This window comes from Pectobacterium jejuense, assembly GCF_026800125.1.
In the GTDB taxonomy this organism is placed as follows: domain Bacteria; phylum Pseudomonadota; class Gammaproteobacteria; order Enterobacterales; family Enterobacteriaceae; genus Pectobacterium; species Pectobacterium jejuense.
Genome location: NZ_JAPQKX010000003.1, coordinates 414,559 through 434,415 on the forward strand (window position 1 = coordinate 414,559; position 19,857 = coordinate 434,415).

General features: G+C 52.9%; 17 protein-coding genes and 1 pseudogene. 6 read left to right on the plus strand and 12 right to left on the minus strand.

The features are described from left to right. Positions 1–8 precede the first annotated feature (8 nt). From rsmE to ruvX, 4 genes are all read left to right on the plus strand, one after another. On the plus strand, positions 9–743 hold the full coding sequence (gene rsmE / locus NXT09_RS08215; protein ID WP_268579376.1) for a 16S rRNA (uracil(1498)-N(3))-methyltransferase: 735 nt from the start codon (positions 9–11) through the stop codon (positions 741–743). An 11-nt stretch (positions 744–754) separates the two neighbouring features. Continuing rightward, positions 755–1,714: a glutathione synthase gene (gene gshB, locus NXT09_RS08220; RefSeq protein WP_010285797.1), complete on the plus strand. Its 960-nt coding sequence runs from the start codon at positions 755–757 to the stop codon at positions 1,712–1,714. Positions 1,715–1,797: 83 nt separating this feature from the next. After that, complete coding sequence (locus NXT09_RS08225) at positions 1,798–2,361, plus strand: YqgE/AlgH family protein (RefSeq protein ID WP_205554950.1); 564 nt, start codon at positions 1,798–1,800, stop codon at positions 2,359–2,361. Next, a complete protein-coding gene (gene ruvX, locus NXT09_RS08230; RefSeq protein WP_268579377.1) occupies positions 2,361–2,780 on the plus strand; it encodes a Holliday junction resolvase RuvX in 420 nt (139 codons plus the stop codon). The genes NXT09_RS08225 and ruvX overlap by 1 nt, the downstream gene beginning before the upstream one ends. 65 nt (positions 2,781–2,845) lie before the next feature. Here the strand turns inward: ruvX and fbp are convergent, their stop codons facing one another. Next, a complete protein-coding gene (gene fbp, locus NXT09_RS08235; RefSeq protein WP_010285800.1) occupies positions 2,846–3,850 on the minus strand; it encodes a class 1 fructose-bisphosphatase in 1,005 nt (334 codons plus the stop codon). Between the two features lie 169 nt (positions 3,851–4,019). Between fbp and mpl the strand changes: the two genes are divergently transcribed. Then, complete coding sequence (gene mpl, locus NXT09_RS08240; protein WP_268579378.1) at positions 4,020–5,405, plus strand: UDP-N-acetylmuramate:L-alanyl-gamma-D-glutamyl-meso-diaminopimelate ligase; 1,386 nt, start codon at positions 4,020–4,022, stop codon at positions 5,403–5,405. Positions 5,406–5,518: 113 nt separating this feature from the next. On the opposite strand, the gene NXT09_RS08245 is transcribed toward mpl, so the two are convergent. The 11 genes and pseudogenes from NXT09_RS08245 to nnr all read right to left on the minus strand — a co-directional run bounded on the left by NXT09_RS08245 (position 5,519) and on the right by nnr (position 18,089). Next, on the minus strand, positions 5,519–6,817 hold the full coding sequence (locus tag NXT09_RS08245) for an adenylosuccinate synthase (protein ID WP_268579379.1): 1,299 nt from the start codon (positions 6,815–6,817) through the stop codon (positions 5,519–5,521). 99 nt (positions 6,818–6,916) lie between these two features. Next, entirely contained in the window at positions 6,917–7,117 is a 201-nt protein-coding gene (locus tag NXT09_RS08250; RefSeq protein ID WP_010285804.1) for a DUF2065 domain-containing protein, read from the minus strand. Positions 7,118–7,241: 124 nt separating this feature from the next. Further along, the gene (gene hflC, locus NXT09_RS08255; protein WP_039545807.1) at positions 7,242–8,234 is read right to left on the minus strand and encodes a protease modulator HflC; all 993 of its coding nucleotides are present in this window, start codon (positions 8,232–8,234) and stop codon (positions 7,242–7,244) included. A 3-nt stretch (positions 8,235–8,237) separates the two neighbouring features. Beyond that, on the minus strand, positions 8,238–9,497 hold the full coding sequence (gene hflK / locus NXT09_RS08260; protein WP_039545809.1) for an FtsH protease activity modulator HflK: 1,260 nt from the start codon (positions 9,495–9,497) through the stop codon (positions 8,238–8,240). Between the two features lie 96 nt (positions 9,498–9,593). After that, the gene (gene hflX, locus NXT09_RS08265) at positions 9,594–10,874 is read right to left on the minus strand and encodes a ribosome rescue GTPase HflX (RefSeq protein ID WP_268579380.1); all 1,281 of its coding nucleotides are present in this window, start codon (positions 10,872–10,874) and stop codon (positions 9,594–9,596) included. A gap of 94 nt (positions 10,875–10,968) precedes the next feature. Next, complete coding sequence (gene hfq / locus NXT09_RS08270) at positions 10,969–11,268, minus strand: RNA chaperone Hfq (RefSeq protein ID WP_010285823.1); 300 nt, start codon at positions 11,266–11,268, stop codon at positions 10,969–10,971. A gap of 113 nt (positions 11,269–11,381) precedes the next feature. After that, the gene (gene miaA / locus NXT09_RS08275; RefSeq protein ID WP_039283599.1) at positions 11,382–12,323 is read right to left on the minus strand and encodes a tRNA (adenosine(37)-N6)-dimethylallyltransferase MiaA; all 942 of its coding nucleotides are present in this window, start codon (positions 12,321–12,323) and stop codon (positions 11,382–11,384) included. Beyond that, positions 12,316–14,325 (minus strand): DNA mismatch repair endonuclease MutL, encoded by a 2,010-nt coding sequence (gene mutL, locus NXT09_RS08280; protein WP_268579381.1) that lies wholly within the window; start codon positions 14,323–14,325, stop codon positions 12,316–12,318. Before mutL ends, miaA begins: the two co-directional genes overlap by 8 nt. A 51-nt stretch (positions 14,326–14,376) precedes the next feature. Continuing rightward, a complete protein-coding gene (gene amiB / locus NXT09_RS08285) occupies positions 14,377–16,047 on the minus strand; it encodes an N-acetylmuramoyl-L-alanine amidase AmiB (RefSeq protein WP_268579382.1) in 1,671 nt (556 codons plus the stop codon). Continuing rightward, the gene (gene tsaE, locus NXT09_RS08290; protein ID WP_095700697.1) at positions 16,044–16,526 is read right to left on the minus strand and encodes a tRNA (adenosine(37)-N6)-threonylcarbamoyltransferase complex ATPase subunit type 1 TsaE; all 483 of its coding nucleotides are present in this window, start codon (positions 16,524–16,526) and stop codon (positions 16,044–16,046) included. Before tsaE ends, amiB begins: the two co-directional genes overlap by 4 nt. Before the next feature lie 5 nt (positions 16,527–16,531). Further along, a pseudogene (gene nnr, locus NXT09_RS08295) lies at positions 16,532–18,089 on the minus strand (bifunctional ADP-dependent NAD(P)H-hydrate dehydratase/NAD(P)H-hydrate epimerase). A 143-nt stretch (positions 18,090–18,232) separates the two neighbouring features. On the opposite strand from nnr, the gene queG reads away from it, so the two are divergent. Continuing rightward, positions 18,233–19,372: a tRNA epoxyqueuosine(34) reductase QueG gene (queG, locus tag NXT09_RS08300; protein WP_268579383.1), complete on the plus strand. Its 1,140-nt coding sequence runs from the start codon at positions 18,233–18,235 to the stop codon at positions 19,370–19,372. The last annotated feature ends 485 nt before the right edge of the window (positions 19,373–19,857 follow it).

A 19,857-nucleotide genomic window follows, 5' to 3' on the forward strand; every position in this document is an offset into this window, starting at 1 on the left:
AATCCAGTATGCGAGTACCACGCATTTTTCATCCCGAAACGCTCCCCCTTAACGGCGGTGAAGTCGAACTGAGTGACGATGCCGCCAATCATGTGGGTCGCGTGTTACGCATGACGACGGGTCAGTCATTGCAGCTGTTTGATGGCAGCAATCATGTCTTTGATGCAGAAATCATCGTGGCTGGCAAAAAGAGTGTGCGCGTTCGCTTCGCAGCAGGTAAGTTGGAAGATAAAGAATCGCCCCTACATTTACATCTGGGACAGGTAATGTCGCGCGGCGAGAAGATGGAATTTACCATTCAGAAATCCATCGAGCTGGGCGTCAATGTGATTACCCCCCTGCTTTCTGAACGTTGTGGCGTCAAACTGGATGCCGAGCGTATGGAGAAAAAAATTAGCCAGTGGCAGAAAATTGCGGTTGCCGCCTGTGAACAGTCCGGCCGCAATTGTGTGCCATTGGTGCGGCCAGCGATGACGCTGGAAGCCTGGTGTGCAGAACAAGACGATGCATTGAAACTAAATCTGCACCCACGCGCCACACAAAGTATTAATACGTTACCACTGCCGGTCGCTCGGGTCAGACTACTGATCGGCCCTGAGGGCGGGCTCACCGCCGGTGAAATTACCATGACCTCAGAACACGGATTCACTGATATCCTGTTGGGGCCACGCGTTTTGCGCACAGAAACCACTGCACTCACCGCCATGACCGCCTTACAGGTACGTTTCGGCGATTTGGGGTAAAGGAGAAAAGAATGATCAAACTCGGTATCGTGATGGACCCGATTGACACCATCAATATCAAGAAAGACACCAGCTTTGCCATGCTGCTGGAAGCACAGCGCCGTGGTTGGGAACTGCATTATATGGAGATGAACGATCTCTATATGCATGCGGGCGTCGCGCGCGCAACAACGCGTCGCCTGAGCGTCCAGTACGATTACGACGGCTGGTACGATTTCTCCGGCGAGCAGGATATTGCACTGGAAGAGTTGGATGTGGTGCTGATGCGTAAAGATCCGCCGTTTGATACGGAGTTCATCTACGCCACCTATATTCTGGAACGTGCGGAAGAGAAAGGCACGCTGATCGTCAACAAGCCGCAGAGCCTGCGTGATTGCAATGAGAAGCTTTTCACCGCCTGGTTCCCGCATCTGACCCCTGATACGCTCGTTACGCGCCGTGCAGACAAACTGCGTCAGTTCCATGAAAAACATGGCGACGTCATTCTCAAACCGCTCGACGGCATGGGCGGCGCGTCTATTTTCCGTTTGAAGCAGGATGATGCCAACGTCTCGGTCATCATCGAAACGCTGACCGAACACGCGACCCGCTACTGCATGGCGCAAAACTATCTGCCTGCGATTAAAGACGGCGACAAGCGTGTGCTGGTGGTCGATGGCGAACCCGTTCCTTACTGCCTGGCGCGTATCCCGAAAAGCGGTGAGACACGCGGTAATCTGGCAGCCGGTGGGCGCGGCGAAGCGCGTCCGCTGACCGAAAGCGACTGGAAAATCGCCCGTGATGTCGCACCGACCTTAAAAGCCAAAGGGCTGATTTTCGTCGGTCTGGACATCATCGGTGACCGCCTGACAGAAATTAACGTCACCAGCCCGACCTGCGTACGTGAAATCGAAGCAGCTTACCCGGATGTTTCCATCACTGGCATGCTGATGGACGCTATTGAAAAGCGTCTCGCTGCACGTACCCGCTAAAACCAGAGACACCTGACACGCCACCCGGCCCGCGCAATACGGGCCGTTTCTCCAACGCTGACGGATATCGATAAAAATACACAATGAATTTACAGCATCACTTCCTCATTGCTATGCCAGCACTACAGGACTCTGTATTTAAACGTTCGGTGGTCTATATCTGCGAACATAATGAAGACGGAGCCATGGGGCTGATCATCAACAAACCGATGGATCAGTTTTCCGTGGAAAATGTGCTGAAAAAGCTAAAAATAGATCCGACACCGCGCGATCCTGCCATTCGATTGGATAAGCCCGTCTTCATTGGCGGCCCACTGGCTGATGACCGTGGCTTTATCCTACATACGCCCTGCTCCGGCTTTGGTTCCAGCATCAGTATTTCTGAGGACACCATGATCACCACGTCCAAAGACGTGCTGGAAACGCTAGGCACTCCCCAGCAGCCGAAAAATACGCTGGTCGCCTTAGGCTATTCCGCCTGGGAGAACGGTCAACTGGAAGAGGAACTGCTGGATAATGCCTGGCTAACAACGCCAGCCGATCAAGAGATTCTGTTCCATACGCCGATTGCCGAACGCTGGCGGGCGGCGGCCAGAAAGTTGGGCATCGATATTCATAATATCTCCACCGAAGCAGGGCATGCCTGATGGCCAGCAGAACCATTCTTGCCTTTGATTTTGGGACAAAAAGTATCGGTGTCGCCATCGGTCAGGAAATTACCGGTACGGCGCGCGCACTGACCTCGTTCAAAGCGCAGGAAGGGATACCCGACTGGCAAAAAGTGGAAAAGCTGTTGTCAGAATGGCAGCCCGATCTGGTCGTCGTCGGCCTGCCACTCAACATGGATGGCACCGAACAACCGCTGACGGCACGGGCGCGGAAGTTCGCTAACCGACTGCATGGCCGTTTTGGTGTCGCGATTGAGTTACACGATGAACGCTTGAGTACGGTGGAAGCGCGTGCCGAGCTCTTCGAACGCGGTGGCTTTAAAGCGCTGGATAAAGGTAGCGTTGACGCGACTTCTGCGGTGATTATTCTGGAGAGTTGGTTCGAAGCACAGCTTTAAAAGACAATCCCGTGTAGCCGAGAATCCGACCACACGGGACTATATCAACGACTAATTAGTGTTAATTAGGCGTCTGGGAATTCACGGATGAAACGTTCGACGTCATCAACCATGGATTCTGTTCCTACAAAGAACGGTGAGCGCTGATGCAGTTTCTCTGGCGTGATATCCAGAATACGGTTTTTACCGTCGCTGGCTTTGCCGCCTGCCTGCTCCGCCAGAAACGCCATCGGGTTGCATTCATACAGCAAACGCAGTTTACCTTTCGGATAGCTCGCGGTGCTCGGGTACAGGTAAATTCCGCCTTTCAGCAGATTACGGTGGAAATCTGCGACCAGTGAACCGATGTAACGCGACGTATAAGGACGCTGCGTCTCTTCATCCTGCTCCTGACAGTATTTGATGTATTTCTTCACGCCGACAGGAAACTTGATGTAGTTCCCTTCGTTGATGGAATACATATTCCCTTTTTCCGGGAAGCAAACTTTTTCATGCGAGAGACAGAACACACCGAGCGACGGATCGTAGGTAAAGGCGTGAACGCCGTGACCCGTGGTGTACACCAGCATGGTTGAAGAACCGTAAACGATGTAGCCCGCAGCAACCTGCTGACTACCCGGCTGCAAGAAGTCCGCTTCCGTGACTGACGTTCCCAGCGGCGTAATACGGCGATAAATAGAGAAAATCGTACCGACAGAGACGTTTACATCAATATTCGACGAGCCGTCCAGCGGATCCATCAGAACAACATACTTGGCATTTTCCGCCTTATCACCTTCAAAGATAACAATTTCGTCTTCTTCTTCGGAGGCGATACCTGCCACTTCACCACGTGCTTTTAATGCCGCTTTCAGTTTCTCATTGGCATACAGATCGAGCTTCATCTGCACTTCGCCCTGAACATTAGAAATACCGCTAGCTCCCAGGATATCAACCAAACCCGCTTTATTGATATCACGGTGAATAATCTTGGCACCCAGTTTAATAGCAGACAGCAGCGCGGTAAGCTCACCTGTGGCGTGAGAGAAATCGTGCTGTTTTTCGACGATAAATTCGCCTAACGTTTTCATAACACTATTCCAGAATCTACGGATGAAAAGCGGTTTCATTTCTGCACCGCCAACGTTTGCGCATGCAGTGTAGCCCAAAGAGAAAGTGAGTACCTAGTCAAATCCATTTCTTATGGCGGATTCATAGCGTTAGAATGTGACGCAGACTCACTGTGAAGATGGAAAATGTATGCGTATTCATATTTTAGGTATCTGCGGCACCTTTATGGGTGGCCTTGCCCTGCTTGCTCGTTCACTGGGGCATGACGTCACGGGCTCAGATGCAAATGTTTATCCCCCCATGAGTACCTTACTTGAAGAACAGGGAATCACGCTGATTCAGGGATACGATCCGGCACAGCTTAGCCCCGCGCCTGATTTGGTCATCATCGGTAATGCGATGACGCGCGGAAACCCGTGCGTCGAAGCCGTACTGGAACAGGGTTTACCTTATGTTTCCGGCCCACAGTGGCTGCATGATTATGTGCTGCGCGATCGCTGGGTGATTGCCGTTGCGGGTACACATGGCAAAACCACCACGGCGGGGATGGTCACCTGGATTCTGGAAGATTGCGGCTATCAGCCGGGCTTCGTGATCGGTGGCGTGCCCGGCAACTTCACCGTTTCCGCCCGCTTGGGTGACAGCCCATTCATGGTGCTCGAGGCCGATGAATATGACTGTGCGTTCTTCGACAAGCGATCTAAATTCGTCCATTACTGCCCAAGAACGCTGGTGCTCAACAATCTTGAGTTTGATCACGCCGACATCTTTGACGATCTGAAAGCTATTCAGAAACAGTTCCATCATCTTGTGCGGCTGGTGCCGGGTAGCGGGAAGATCATCCTGCCAGCCAATGACCTTAACCTCAAACAGGTGATGGGAATGGGATGCTGGAGCGAGCAGGAACTGGTCGGCGAAGAAGGCACATGGCGGGCACAGAAAGTATCGACCGATGCCAGCCAATATCAGGTTTACCTAAATAAAGAACTCGTCGGTGAAGTCCACTGGAAGCTGGTGGGTGAACACAACATGCACAACGGGCTGATGGCCATCGCTGCCGTTCACCACGTTGGCGTACTCCCCGCTGATGCCTGCCGCGCGCTGGGTGGATTTATCAATGCACGTCGTCGTCTGGAGTTACGCGGTACGGAGCATGGCGTCACGGTTTATGACGATTTTGCGCACCACCCTACCGCGATTCTGGCAACGCTGTCGGCGCTACGTAGCAAGGTTGGCGGCACGGCGCGGATTTTGGCCGTACTTGAGCCCCGTTCGAACACCATGAAATTGGGGATGTGCAAAAACGAACTGGCACCGTCATTAGGCCGCGCCGATGAAGTTTTCTTATTCCAGCCAGCACATATTCCATGGCAGGTCGTAGAAGTTGCGGAAGCCTGCGTACAACCCGCTCACTGGAGCGCGGATATTGACACGCTGGTAGAAAACATCGTCAAGACCGCACAGCCTGGCGACCACATTCTGGTGATGAGCAACGGCGGGTTCAGCAACATCCACAATAAGCTGCTGGATGGCCTGAAGAAAAAAGCGCAGAAGGCGAAAGAAGCTCAGGAATAACAGATAGAAGCCGTCGTTGCTTACATCACGGCGGCGAAACAGTAGATAGCAAAAAGGACGGGAATCCCGTCCTTTTTCATCTTCGCATCACCCATTAATAATGGGTGGCAAAATCAAGCGTCGAACGGATCGCGCAGCACCATCGTTTCGCTACGATCTGGGCCGGTAGAAATAATATCAATCGGCACACCAGTGATTTCTTCGATACGTTTGATGTAGTTCAGCGCAGCCTGCGGCAGTTTGCTGTGATCTTTCACGCCAAACGTGCTTTCAGACCAGCCCGGCATCGTTTCGTAAATCGGCTGAAGACCTTCCCAGCCTTCAGCCGCCAGCGGAGTGGTATCCACTTCGCTGCCATTCGGCAAACGATAGCCTACGCAGATTTTAATTTCTTTCAGACCGTCCAGAACATCCAGCTTGGTCAGGCAGAAACCAGACAGCGAGTTGATCTGTACTGCACGACGTACGGCAACCGCATCCAGCCAGCCGGTACGACGACGACGACCCGTTGTCGCGCCAAACTCGTTACCTTTCTGAGACAGATGCTCGCCCACTTCCTCAAACAGTTCAGTCGGGAATGGACCGGCACCTACGCGGGTAGAGTAAGCTTTAACGATACCCAGTACGTAGTCTACATAACGCGGACCCAGACCAGAACCGGTAGCAACGCCGCCCGCAGTGGTGTTTGAAGAGGTCACGTACGGATAAGTACCGTGGTCGATATCCAGCAGCGTACCCTGCGCGCCTTCAAACATAACGAAATCGCCACGCAGGTGCGCTTTGTACAGCAGATCGGAAACATCAACGACCATGCCAGTTAGAATATCGGCAATCGCCAACACGTCGTCCAACACTTTCTGGTAGTCGACGGCATCAGCTTTATAGTAGTTAACCAACTGGAAGTTATGGTATTCGACGATCTCTTTCAGTTTGACAGCAAAGGTTTCTTTATCAAACAGATCGCCAACGCGCAGGCCACGGCGAGCAACTTTATCTTCATACGCCGGGCCGATACCGCGGCCAGTCGTACCAATTGCTTTCGCACCACGCGCTTTTTCACGCGCATTATCCAATGCGACGTGATAAGGCAGGATTAACGGACAGGCTTCAGAGAGCAGCAGACGTTCGCGTACCGGGACGCCACGCGCTTCAAGCTCCGTCATTTCTTTCATCAATGCGTCAGGTGCCAGCACAACACCGTTACCGATGATGCTGACAACATTTTCACGCAGAATGCCAGAAGGAATTAAATGAAGGACGGTTTTTTCACCGTTGATAACCAGCGTGTGGCCAGCGTTGTGTCCACCCTGATAGCGCACAACATATTTAGCCCGTTCAGTCAGCAGGTCAACGACCTTGCCTTTACCTTCGTCACCCCATTGGGTGCCCAGTACGACGACGTTCTTACCCATTTCAAGAATCACCAGGTTGCTTAAAAAAGGATTCTACCATCTCATTTGGATGCTTTCAGTACTTTTAGCACACGATTGCGCACATTTTTCCGCTTAATTTTAGCCACCCATCCGGCTACGCAACATGTAGTAGATCACGCACCCTGCAACAACTATTCCGCCGCCAAAACGGCGCAAAATAGTATCTGGCAACTGCGCTATTCCCAAAATCATACGTCGCCAGAGACGGGGAAACAGCAGCGGACCCAATCCTTCGAGCACCAAAACCAGCCCGAGCGCCAGCCAAATCGTTGAATTCATAACAACCCCTTTTCCCGCTTCAAGTACGAACAGGACCAAACTCTTGGATTTATCTCTGCCAGAAAATGGCAAAAAAAAGCCCGGAGAAAGAACCCGGGCTTGATGAGACGTCAGTTAATGACTATCAGCGGCGTGGAACCATGCTGTCCGGTGACTTCATGTAGCGGAAGAAGTCGCTATCCGGGCTGAGCACCATCACGTCCTGATTATTACTGAAGCTGTTTTCATACGCGCGCAGGCTACGAACGAAAGCGTAGAAGTCAGGATCTTCACTGAATGCGTTAGCAAACAGTTTCGCCGCTTCGGCATCCCCTTCACCACGGGTGATACGTCCCTGACGTTCAGCTTCAGCCAGCGTACGGGTGACTTCATAGTCTGCCGTCGCTTTCAGCTTTTCAGCCTCTTCCTGACCTTGTGAACGGTGGCGACGTGCTACCGCTTCACGCTCTGCACGCATACGTTGGTAAATCGCGTCAGAGACTTCAGTTGGCAGGTTGATTTGCTTAATTCGCACATCGATAACCTCAATACCCAGCGCAGCCATACTGTTCGGGTTGATATGAGGTTCGTTGCTCGTAGTCTCTTTCTCAACACGCGCAGCAGCAGAAGCAATCGCATTATCGGCTTCGGTCGTTTCACCAGTACCGGTATTCAGCGCTTCACGCACGTCAGACATCAGTTGACCACGCGAGTCGGTAACAATGCCTTTCACATCCAGACGACCAATCTCAGAACGCAGACGGTCACTGAATTTACGTTTCAGCAGCACTTCAGCCTGAGAGATATCACCACCGCCCGTTGCCAGATAGTAGCGGCTGAAATCGCTGATACGCCATTTGAGGTAAGAATCGACAATCAGGTCTTTCTGCTCTTTAGTGATAAAGCGGTCAGCCTGGTTTTCCATGGTCTGGATACGCGCATCCAGCATTTTCACTGAGTCGATAAACGGAATCTTGAACTGCAATCCCGGTGCATAGATCAGCGGCTTATTGTCGTCATCACGCAATACTTTGCCAAAACGCATCACAATGCCACGCTGGCCTTCCTGCACCACAAACAGTGACGCATAGACCACCATCAGTACCAGGATCAGGATAAATAGTAAGGGCTTACGCATCGATTATTCTCTCCCTACTCGAGTGAAGTCATCACGCTGCGCATTTGCTCTGCGCTGATCCATGATATTTCCATTGTTACTGCTGCGCGTTTGATTGCTATTCGTCGCACCGCTGCTGTTGCTAGGCAAACGCAGTGGGTTAGCGCTGCTGCTGTTATTGCTTTGCGTATTTTCACCGCCTTGTCCACGCAGCATCTGATCCAACGGCAGCACCATCAGGTTGCCCCCCTTGTCATTGACCAGAACTTTACGGGTATGGCTCAGAACGCGTTCCATCGTTTCGATATACAAACGCTCACGGGTGATTTCCGGTGCGGCTTTATATTCCGGTAAGACTCTGGCAAAACGGGCAACTTCACCCTGAGCTTCCAGAACGGTACGGGTTTTATAAGCGCGAGACTCTTCCAGAATACGCTGAGCCTGACCGTTAGCACGCGGCTGTACTTCGTTCGCGTAGGCTTCAGCTTCACGAATATATTGCTGTTCGTTTTCACGTGCGGCAATCGCATCATCAAACGCGGCTTTAACTTCTTCCGGCGGACGCGCGGTCTGGAAGTTGACGTCCAGCAGCGTGATACCCATGTTGTACGGACGAATAGTTTCTTCCAGTACACGCTGAGTATCCGTACGCACAATGGTACGGCCTTCCGTCAAAATTTTGTCCATCGTGTACTTACCAATAACGCCGCGCAGCGCGCTGTCAGTTGCCTGACGCAGGCTGTCATCAGCATTGGTTACACTGAACAGATATTGTTCCGGCTGCGTGACACGATACTGCACGTTCATTTCAACGCGCACGACGTTTTCATCTGACGTCAACATCACGCCCGACGTCGCCAGTTCACGCACCGACTCAACGTTCACCGCGCGAACAGAATCGATGAAGGTCGGTTTCCAGTTAAGACCCGGACCAACCAAGTGGCTGAATTCACCAAAGCGCGTGACGACACCGCGTTCCGCTTCTTTAATGGTATAGAAACCAGTAGCAGCCCAAATGACAACCGCAGCGACGGCAGCGATACCGACGATCCGGCCACCCAGTGCTGGGCCGCCAGAGTTTCCGCTGTTGCTTGAGCCTGAACCTTTCCCGCCACCCAGATCGCCGAGTTTTTTGCTCAGTTTACGGAAGATGTCGTCCAGATCCGGCGGCCCCTGATCTCGGCCACCTTTATTGTTATTTCCGCCAGAGTTGCCGCCATTATTGCTGCTGCTCCCCCACGGGTCGCGGTCTTGTCCGTTATTACCGGGCTGATTCCACGCCATGTTTTAGCTCCATTCTTTATGATAGGTGTTCTTCAGGTTCAATATCCCAGAGTCCGTCAGACTATTTCACCGTTCAGACTGTTTATGCCAGTCAAATCAGACAATATAGTCCATCAGTTCCTGCTCTTTTTTGCAGAGGCGGCGCCAGTCAGCAATCGGCATACGAATAACCAAACCAATTTGCCCATCCTCTTCAATCCATTCTTTTTCTATTGCCTGAAGCTGGTAAAAACGACTACGCAAGCGTCCTGCCTGCGGGGGAAGATGCAAGGTATGTTGTGCGATTTCCCCGGAAAGCCGCTCAGTCAATGCCTGAAATAGCAACGGAATACCGTCGCCGGTCTGTGCTGAAAGCCAGACCCGTACCGGTAGATTCTCTTCGTTGCGATCGATACGCGGAACGAAATCATCCAGCATATCAATTTTGTTCATTACCAACAGCGCAGGTATTTCGTCTGCCTCAATTTCCGCCAATACGTCATCAACCGCTTCAATGTTCTCGTCAAGACGAGGATCGGCGGCATCAACAACGTGCAGCAGCAGCGAGGCCTGACGTGTTTCCTGTAATGTAGCCTTAAACGCAGCCACCAAATCATGGGGCAACTGCCGGATAAAACCTACGGTATCCGCCAGCACCGTATCACCAACATCATCCACTTGAATGCGGCGCAATGTTGGGTCCAGTGTGGCAAATAACTGATCGGCGGCATAGACGCCCGCCGATGTAATCTTGTTAAACAGCGTGGATTTACCCGCGTTGGTATAGCCCACCAGCGAAACGGTGGGGACATCGGCACGAACCCGCGACCGGCGCCCTTGTTCACGCTGTTTTTCTACCCGTTCAAGACGCGACAGTATCTGCATGATACGGTTACGCAATAAACGACGGTCGGTTTCAAGCTGGGTTTCACCCGGGCCACGCAAACCGATACCGCCTTTCTGACGTTCAAGGTGCGTCCAACCGCGAACCAATCGGGTCGCAAGGTGGCGCAGCTGTGCCAGTTCTACCTGTAATTTCCCCTCGTGCGTACGCGCACGCTGGGCAAAAATATCTAAAATCAGTCTGGTACGATCGATCACCCGGCACTCGCACAAACGCTCCAGATTACGTTCCTGAGCAGGCGTCAGCGCATGATCAAAGAGCACGACAAACGCGCCCGTTTCTTTTACTACCTGAGCAATTTCTTCAGCTTTGCCTTCCCCGACAAAATACTTGGGGTGAGGCGCCTTACGGCTGCCAGTAACAACCTGCAAGGATTCAATTCCGGCAGAAGAAACCAGAGATTCAAACTCCAGCAGATCTTCTGTATCTCTATCTTGCGAAAAGAAAATATGAACTAATATGGCCCGTTCACCTGATTCATAACGGTCAAACAAGCGAGTAACCTCTCAAACGAGCAAAACACACCACAGCGAAGGAGCCGAGCGATGCGTCCAGCTCTCCCGCGCCGTGGTGAATTGACAATACGCCTTATTCGGCGTCATCAGCTTCCTGCGACTGCTGCTGAGCAGTCGTGTTACTACCGTGATAGTTGTTGCTGCCGCCTGGATTGTTGCTATGGTGAGAGACTGGGCGAGAAGGAACAACTGTAGAGATGGCGTGCTTATAAACCATCTGACTTACCGTGTTTTTCAACAAAATCACGAACTGATCGAAAGATTCGATCTGACCTTGCAACTTAATACCGTTCACCAAATAAATCGAAACCGGAACACGTTCACGACGCAAAGCGTTCAAGAACGGATCTTGCAAAGATTGCCCCTTAGCCATTCTATATTTTCCTTATTTGTATGTTGTTTGTAACAAAGAACCCTACGGCTCTAAAATAACGGTGTAAAAAAACTTGCACGCTGAGACTCACCGATTGTACACAATCACTCAACCTATGCACTAACAACCTGTATCACCTTGTCCAGTGCTTCAGTCGGTTTTTCGCTATCCAGCCAGCAGACATCATCCCAACCGCGCAGCCAGGTCATTTGCCGCTTCGCTAACTGACGCGTCGCACAAATTCCCCGATAAACCATCTCATCGTAATCAATTTCACCGGATAAATATGACCACATCTGGCGATAACCAACGCAACGAATAGAGGGCATATCCGTATGAAGGTCATGCCGGGCAAACAATGTCCGGGCTTCTGTCTCAAAACCTGCCGCCAACATCTGATGAAAACGCTGTTCAATCCGCTCATGCAACAATTCACGCGTCGCCGGGGCGATAGCAAACTGATGAACCTGATAGGGCAGCGCGTCGCCAGACGTTTTTGTCAGTTCAGTTAAAGTGTTACCTGAAACGAAAAAAACTTCCAGTGCTCGCGAGAGTCTCTGCGGATCATTTGGATGAATCCGAATTGCTGCTACCGGATCGATCTCACTGAGCTGCCGATGCATCGCTTCCCAGCCGATTTCTTTTGCCTGCTCTTCAATGCGTTGGCGCACGGCAGGGTCGGCTGACGGCAGAGGAGAAAGTCCCTCCAGCAGCGCCTTGAAATACAGCATCGTCCCCCCGACTAACAAGGGAATGCGCCCGGCAGCGGTAATGTCCGCCATCTCACGTAGCGCATCACGGCGAAAGTCCGCCGCAGAGTAGGATTCTGTCGGATCGAGAATATCGATTAACCGATGCGGGGCCAGTGCCAGCTCTTCCGCACTCGGTTTCGCCGTCCCAATATCCATATCTTTATAGATGAGGGCGGAATCTACGCTAATCAACTCTACCGGCAAATATTCTCGTAACGCCATTGCCAATGCCGTTTTTCCTGACGCCGTCGGCCCCATGATAAAAATGGCGGGCGGCAACGACGCGTTTTCTACATCACTCATGCTTTAAAGCCTTGATGGCATCCTGGATGTCCATCACAGATAAAAGTTCAGACGGCGGCGTTTTCGCCAACTGCGGACAAAGCCGCTCGACATCCGCCAGTAATTGTATGGCTTGAGAATGACTCCAGCTTTCCTGCTCACTCTGCAATCGCGTTGCCATCCACGACGCCAATTCGCCAGGCTCCACCTGCTGTGTCTCAACCGTCTGATAGTCGGCCAGATAGCCTATCAGTTCGGAGATCAAGTTTTGTAAATTTTGTTGGCGCAATGGTAAAGGTACGGCACGCAATGTGGCACGCTGTGACTCAACCACGACATCAATACCAAAACGCGCCAGCAAAGCGTGATGGGCAGACAACACGTTCAGCTCAGATTTACTCAACGTCAGGCGCTGCGGAATCAGCAACGGCTGCGCCCGTAGCCCTTCTTCCGACGGCGTCAACTGCACCGCTTTCAGATAGCGTTCAGCCACGGAAAGCGACAGCATCGCCAATCCCTTATGGTACTCCAACAGCGCGTAGCACGGCGGATAAACCGTCAATACCCGCCCAAAACCGTTCGATTGGCTTTCCAGCGGCGATTCAACCGGCGTACGTTGCTTGTTATTGCTGGCTGAGGTGTTCGTCGCGGTTCGATTTGGCGGTGCGTCATGCGATACCGTAGATGCGACATCCCTATCCGGCGACATAACGTGACTCGACGGTACAGAAATACGCTCGCCAGACGACGGCGGTGCACTTGCTGCGTTATCCGCTGGTTGCAGCAGCGCCTTATACAGATCACCCTGCTTCTTCTGGTACGGATTCTCTGGCTGATAGCCGGGATAAGCAGATTCTCTCGCCTGACCGGAATGACCCGCGCGCGGCGTTTTCCCACCATACGACGGCGAACTATCGCTACGTGACGGCAGGGCAAAGTGGTTTTCACCTGCGGCGGTGCGGTTTTCCTGCTGCCATTGCACGGGTTTCCCGGTCTCCGGCTCTGTCATGCCAAGCGCCGGTGAGGATGCCTGTTGCAGAACGGACATCACCGCCTGATAGATGAAGTCATGTACCAGACGCGCCTGATGGAACCGCACCTCATGCTTGGCAGGATGCACATTGACATCCACCTGATGCGGGTCGATCTCCAGATACAGCACATAGGCGGGCTGCTGCTCGTCGCTAAGCTGATCCTGATAAGCCTGCCGGATAGCATGATTAATCAGCCGATCGCGCATCATGCGCTGGTTCACGTAGCAATACTGCATATCCGGTAATTGTTTAGCCCCAACCGGATCGGCCACCCAGCCATGAATGGTGAGATCGCCGTGTTGCCATGACACTGCCAGCGCATGTTGCAGGAACGTCGCACCGCAGATGCTGCCCAAACGGCGTTCATACTGGCTTTTATCCGGCGCAGCACGGTACTGCCGCATCAACTTACCGTTATGATGCAGCGTGATAGCGACATCGAAACGCGCCAGCGCGATGCGGCGCACCACCTCATCAATATGGGTGAATTCGGTTTTTTCGGTGCGCATAAATTTACGGCGGGCGGGCGTGTTATAAAACAGGTCCAGCACTTCCAGCGTGGTGCCTACAGGATGAGCGGCGGGTTTGACCGTCACCGCCATGTCGCGCCCTTCGGCATAAGCCTGCCAGGCTTCGGATTGTTCGGCGGTGCGCGATGTCAGGGTGAGACGAGAGACGGAACTGATACTTGCCAGCGCTTCGCCGCGAAACCCCATACTAACGATGGCTTCCAGATCGTCGAGCGTCGCAATTTTGCTGGTCGCATGACGCGCCAACGCCAGCGTTAATTCATCCTTTCCAATACCCGAGCCATTGTCACGAATACGGATCAGCTTCGCGCCGCCGCGTTCTATGTCGATATCAATCCGGGTCGCGCCTGCATCCAGACTGTTTTCCACCAGCTCCTTCACGACCGAAGCCGGACGCTCAACCACTTCTCCGGCAGCGATCTGGTTAGCCAGTTGCGGTGGCAACACCTGAATCGGCATGGCGTATCCCTCTTACTATCCTCAATCTATCGACATCGTCAGCATGAAGAATCAGGCAGACGGAATAACCAGCGTTTGCCCCAGCTGTACCGTGCCAGAGCGCATATTATTCGCCTGTTGGATCTCTTTCATGCTGACACCGTAACGGGCAGCAATCGCACTCAAGCTATCACCCTTTACGACCTTATGCTTCACCGACGCGGCCTTTTTGGGCGCAGGTGTCGATGCCGTCTGCTTCGTTCCTGTCGCCGGAATATTCAAGCGCTGCCCAACCCAGACGATGTCCTTGTTCAGCTTATTCACGTCACGCATAGCCGCTAGACTGACGCCATAGCGCCGGGCAATCGAAGAGAGCGTTTCACCACGCGCGACAGTATGACGCGTGCTGCCCGCACTCGCTTTTGCCGCAGTTACGTTACCGCCCGACGTTGCTCTATCACTTGCCGCCGACTGTAGTGGGCGGCTTTCCTGCTTTGGGAGGGATTGAATCGGGTGAGTTTGGAAGTAACTTCTCAGCCCCTGATAAATCGCATTGGCGAGTTTTTCCTGATAGTCGTTACTCCCCAACAGCCGCTCTTCCGAGACATTGGTGATAAATCCAGTTTCCACCAGTAGAGAAGGAATATCCGGCGAACGCAACACGCCCAAACTCGCGTGCTCAGGCAGTCGTTTATGCAGCCCCCCAACACGCTGGAGCTCACGCAGCACCTTAGTTGCCACGTCATACCCCACCCGCTGGGAGTGACCAAATTGCAGATCCAACACCGCCTGACTGAGGTAAGGATCGGCGCTGCTGTTCGCCAGCAGATCGCCTGCACCACCCAGCAGTTCAGACTGCTTCTCATGCTGCTCCAGCCAGTTTGCCATTTCACTGTTCGCACGGCGGTTGGACAGCACCCAAACAGACGCGCCTTTGGCATTGCGATTCGGTGCCGCATCCGCGTGAATCGACACTAACAGGTTCGCCCCCTGCTTACGCGCGACTTCCGAACGCCCCATGACGGAGATAAAGTAGTCACCGTCACGCGTCAGCACACCTTTAAAGGCCGGATCGTTATTCAGTAAAATTTGTAGCTTACGCGCGATAGAAATCGTGACATTTTTCTCCCGCAGCCCGTTCGTGCCAATCGCCCCTGGGTCCTGCCCACCGTGCCCAGCATCAATCGCCACAACGACGCGTTCATTCCCCTGCCGTGCTGGCGCACGGGTAGATGACGAACTGGTATTGACGGCAACAGTCGGTTTGTTGGTAAACGGATTGTTGGCCGGTTCTGCCGGCGCGCTATTTTGCTGACGTGAAGCAGGAGGCGCAGAGGCTTGCACCGTTTTGGCTTTATCACCCGTGATGGTGAAAACAACAGCGTAACCCGATCCTTCTTTTTGCGTCACCGCCCGCGTTTTAGCCGCCTGGGTTAAATCCAGCACCAAGCGCAGGCTTTGTGCGTCCTGTGCGTTACTGGTTCGCACACGCTTAATCAGATTTTGCCCGCTGAAATCCAACGGCAGCCCCTGAATGACGCCACTCTGACGAATATCGATGACCACTCTGGCGGGGTTACTGAGCGGGAAAAAAGCATAAATTGGCTGACCGCTAAAGCTCAGGCGCACCGTGGCCTGACCTGACGCATTATCCACCTTGATATCCGACAGATTGGCCGCCCACGCCGAGCTTGCCAGCAACAGCCATACGCCGATGAACAGCTTAACCATACGACTCATCATGATTCTGTTGTTCCTGGCTGAAGAGAAAAACGTTGCAACATCGCGTCTCCCGCCGCAGAGACAGCGGACAGCTCAGCCTGTCGGCCCTGATCCTGATAGCGCAAATGCAGTTCGATATCGGCATCGGGCAGTACGCCAGCGCCCTGCTGCGGCCATTCAATCAGACAAATGGCATCTTGCGTCAAATAATCACGGATCCCCATAAACTCCAACTCTTCCGGGTCGGCCAGTCGATAGAGATCAAAGTGATAGACGGCCAGCGGCGATAACGCATAGGGCTCGACCAGCGTATAAGTGGGGCTTTTAACATTGCCCTGATGACCGCGCGCCTGTAGGAAACCGCGACTAAACGTCGTTTTTCCCGCACCAAGGTCGCCATAAAGGTGGATAACACAAGCACCGTCACAGGCTTTCGCCAGCGCCGTACCTAAAGAAATCGTTGCTGCCTCATCCGGCAGAAGTAAGACTATTTTTTTCATTCTATCTATTGTTCTAAAAACATAGGTTCTGAAAGCATCGGCTCTAGAAACACCCGCTCGGGATTAACATATCGGAACAACACAGGCAGTAAATCGGTTGCCAGCATACCTCGAGTGCCGTGTCGCGCAGCCAGCCAATCGGCCGCCGCGCCGTGAACGACACACCCTGCACAGGCAGCATCATACAGCGAGAGCTTTTGCGCCAGCAAACCACCAACGATACCTGACAGCACATCACCCATGCCGCCTGTCGCCATGCCGGGGTTTCCCACATCAGCAATAGCAACCTCGCCTCGCTCGCTGGCAATCACCGTTCCCGCACCTTTCAATACGACAACGCCGCCATAGCGTTTTCCCAACTTTGTGGCCGCAAGTAAGCGATCACTTTCAATATCAGAAACGCGGCAATTCAGTAAACGTGCCGCCTCGCCGGGGTGAGGTGTCAGCACGCGATTCTGCCGCTTATGCGGGTTGATTGCCAGCAGGTTAAGCGCATCCGCATCCCATAACATGGGTTTGTTACAATTTTCTGCCAGACGCAGCGCACTTTTGCCCCATTCATCCTGCCCTAAACCGGGCCCAATCACCACGACATCCGCCCATTCCAGCCCCTGTCGCAGCGTCTCTGTCGTCAGTTCTTGCACCATCAGTTCAGGCCGAGCCGTCAGAAACGCCGATTGATACTGTTTGTGAGTAAGTACTCGCACTAATCCTGCACCGCTGTGTAACGCCGCATCCGCAGCCATCAATACCGCACCGCCTAAGCCGACGTTGCCGCCTACCACCAGCAGCCTGCCGTTATCACCTTTATGTTGTCCGGCTGGACGAGGCGTCAACCACTCGGGAAGTTGCGCTGCGGTCAGCCGCCGTATCGGCGCGGTTTGATCGTCCAGCCACGCCTGCAACCCTAACGAATGATAATGTAATGTTCCGACGTGCTCACGGGCGCGGCCGGTCAGTAGTCCCGGTTTCAGCGCGATAAACGTCACCGTCTGCGCTGCACAAATCGTCACGCCTGCACAAGCGCCGGTTTCAGCATGTAAGCCAGAGGGAATATCCAGTGAAACAATGGGAGCGGGATAGGCATTCGCCTGCGTCATTAACGCAGCATAAGGCGCACGCGGTGCAGCAGAAAGACCGGTTCCCAGTAGACCATCCACAATGAGATCGATCCCGTCCGGCCACGGCGTATCATCATCCTGCGCACTAACCTCTTGGATACGGCCACCCTGCTCCAGCCAGCGTTGGCGGGCAAGATGAGCCTCGTCGGGCGCTGGTACAGGCAACAACATCGACCTCCATACCTGCCGCCAGCGCCAGGCTGGCGACCACATATCCATCGCCGCCGTTATTGCCGTGTCCAGCCAGCACCCGCCAGCGTCGAGCTGAGGGATAGCATTGGCGAGCCACTTGAAATGCGGCTTCTCCCGCACGCTGCATGAGTTCCCACAGCGAAAGCCCCGACTCGCTGGCGGCTCTGGCTTCTTCACGCCGCACCCATTCGGCGTAAAACACCGAATCAGGCAACTCGTCCTCTCGCTTCCGGTCGTGATACGTCATCATGTGCTCTTGGTTTTCATTACAATGACTTAAAATTAGCAAGCAACCTAAACGACCGCCAGCATTCCGCACGTCTCAGCAGGCATCGGCTCTGCGGCGCGAATATGGTAACATCAGCACGTCTTGTTTATTTCTGTGGCCCCATCATGTCATACCCCTACGATCTCAACGAATTAGCGCAACACATCAAACAATGGGGACAGGCATTAGGGTTCCAGCAGGTCGGCATTTGCGACACTGATTTGTCCGCAGAAGAACCTCGGCTTCAGGATTGGCTGGATAAGCAATACCACGGGGAAATGGACTGGATGGCGCGCCACGGCATGTTACGAGCGCGTCCGCATGAATTGCTGCCCGGCACACTGCGCGTCATCAGTGTACGTATGAATTACCTGCCTGCCAAAGCCGCATTCGCCAGTACCTTAAAAAACCCAGAACTCGGCTACGTTAGCCGCTATGCGCTCGGCCGTGATTACCACAAGCTATTACGCCAGCGCCTGAAAAAGCTCGGCGACCAGATTCAGGAATACTGCGGTGAATTGAATTTTCGCCCCTTTGTCGATTCCGCGCCCATCATGGAGCGCCCGTTGGCTGCGAAAGCCGGGCTTGGTTGGGTTGGTAAACACTCACTAATTCTGAACAGAGAAGCGGGTTCCTGGTTCTTTCTCGGCGAACTGCTGATCGATTTACCCCTGCCCGTCGATCGCCCACAGGAAGAACAGTGCGGCCGCTGTGTCGCCTGCATGACCACCTGCCCAACCGGCGCGATTGTCGCACCTTATACCGTGGATGCCCGCCGCTGCATTTCCTATCTGACTATCGAATTGGAAGGTCCGATTCCTGAAGAATTTCGTCCGCTAATGGGTAATCGCATCTATGGCTGCGATGACTGTCAGCTGATTTGCCCGTGGAATCGGTTTTCACAGCTTACCGACGAGGCGGATTTCAGCCCGCGTGCCGCGCTGCATACGCCAGAGCTGCTGGCGCTATTCGGCTGGAATGAAGAGAAATTTCTGCGCATTACGGAAGGGTCGCCGATCCGGCGCATCGGCCATCTCCGCTGGCTACGCAATATTGCCGTCGCACTGGGGAATGCACCCTATCAGGATAGTATCGTGCTGGCGCTGCAAGCTCGTCTGGGTGAAAGCGAACTGTTGGATGAACATATCCACTGGGCGATTCGTCAGCAGTTGGAACGCCGCGCATTACAGGAAATTGACGTCCAATCCACACAGAAAAAACGACTTATTCGTGCAGTAGAGAAGGGATTACCGCGTGATGCGTGAGCCGCTCAAACTATTGTCATCAGTTTGTCGTACGCGCTGTGAATAAATAAAAAAACCGTTGCCAATCAACTGTCACAAAAAGTACAAGAGATAGTTATACCGTTTTATAAGTAAAATTTATGAATAGATATCAATAAGATACTCTACAGTATTTTATCAACAACATAGCATGATTAATAAATAACCAACAAACAGCCTGTGGATAAGTCTGTTAAGAAGAATATGATTTTTTGTATTAACTGATAAAAAAATGATGTGAATTTGAGGTAACGCTTGCGCTCGAAATATGATGCTGTAGACAGTAAAAAACGGGCAACAGCACAAAGCGGCGAGCATTATGAATTTCTTATTGTCCTTTAGCAAGGGCTGAGATCTAATTTTTACGATCGAAAAAAAAATTCTACGATCAAAAGCAAAAACGCGGCGACACCTCTTTATGAGGCATCGCCGCGTAGAACGTTAAGATCGTCGTCAGAGAAGCGGGA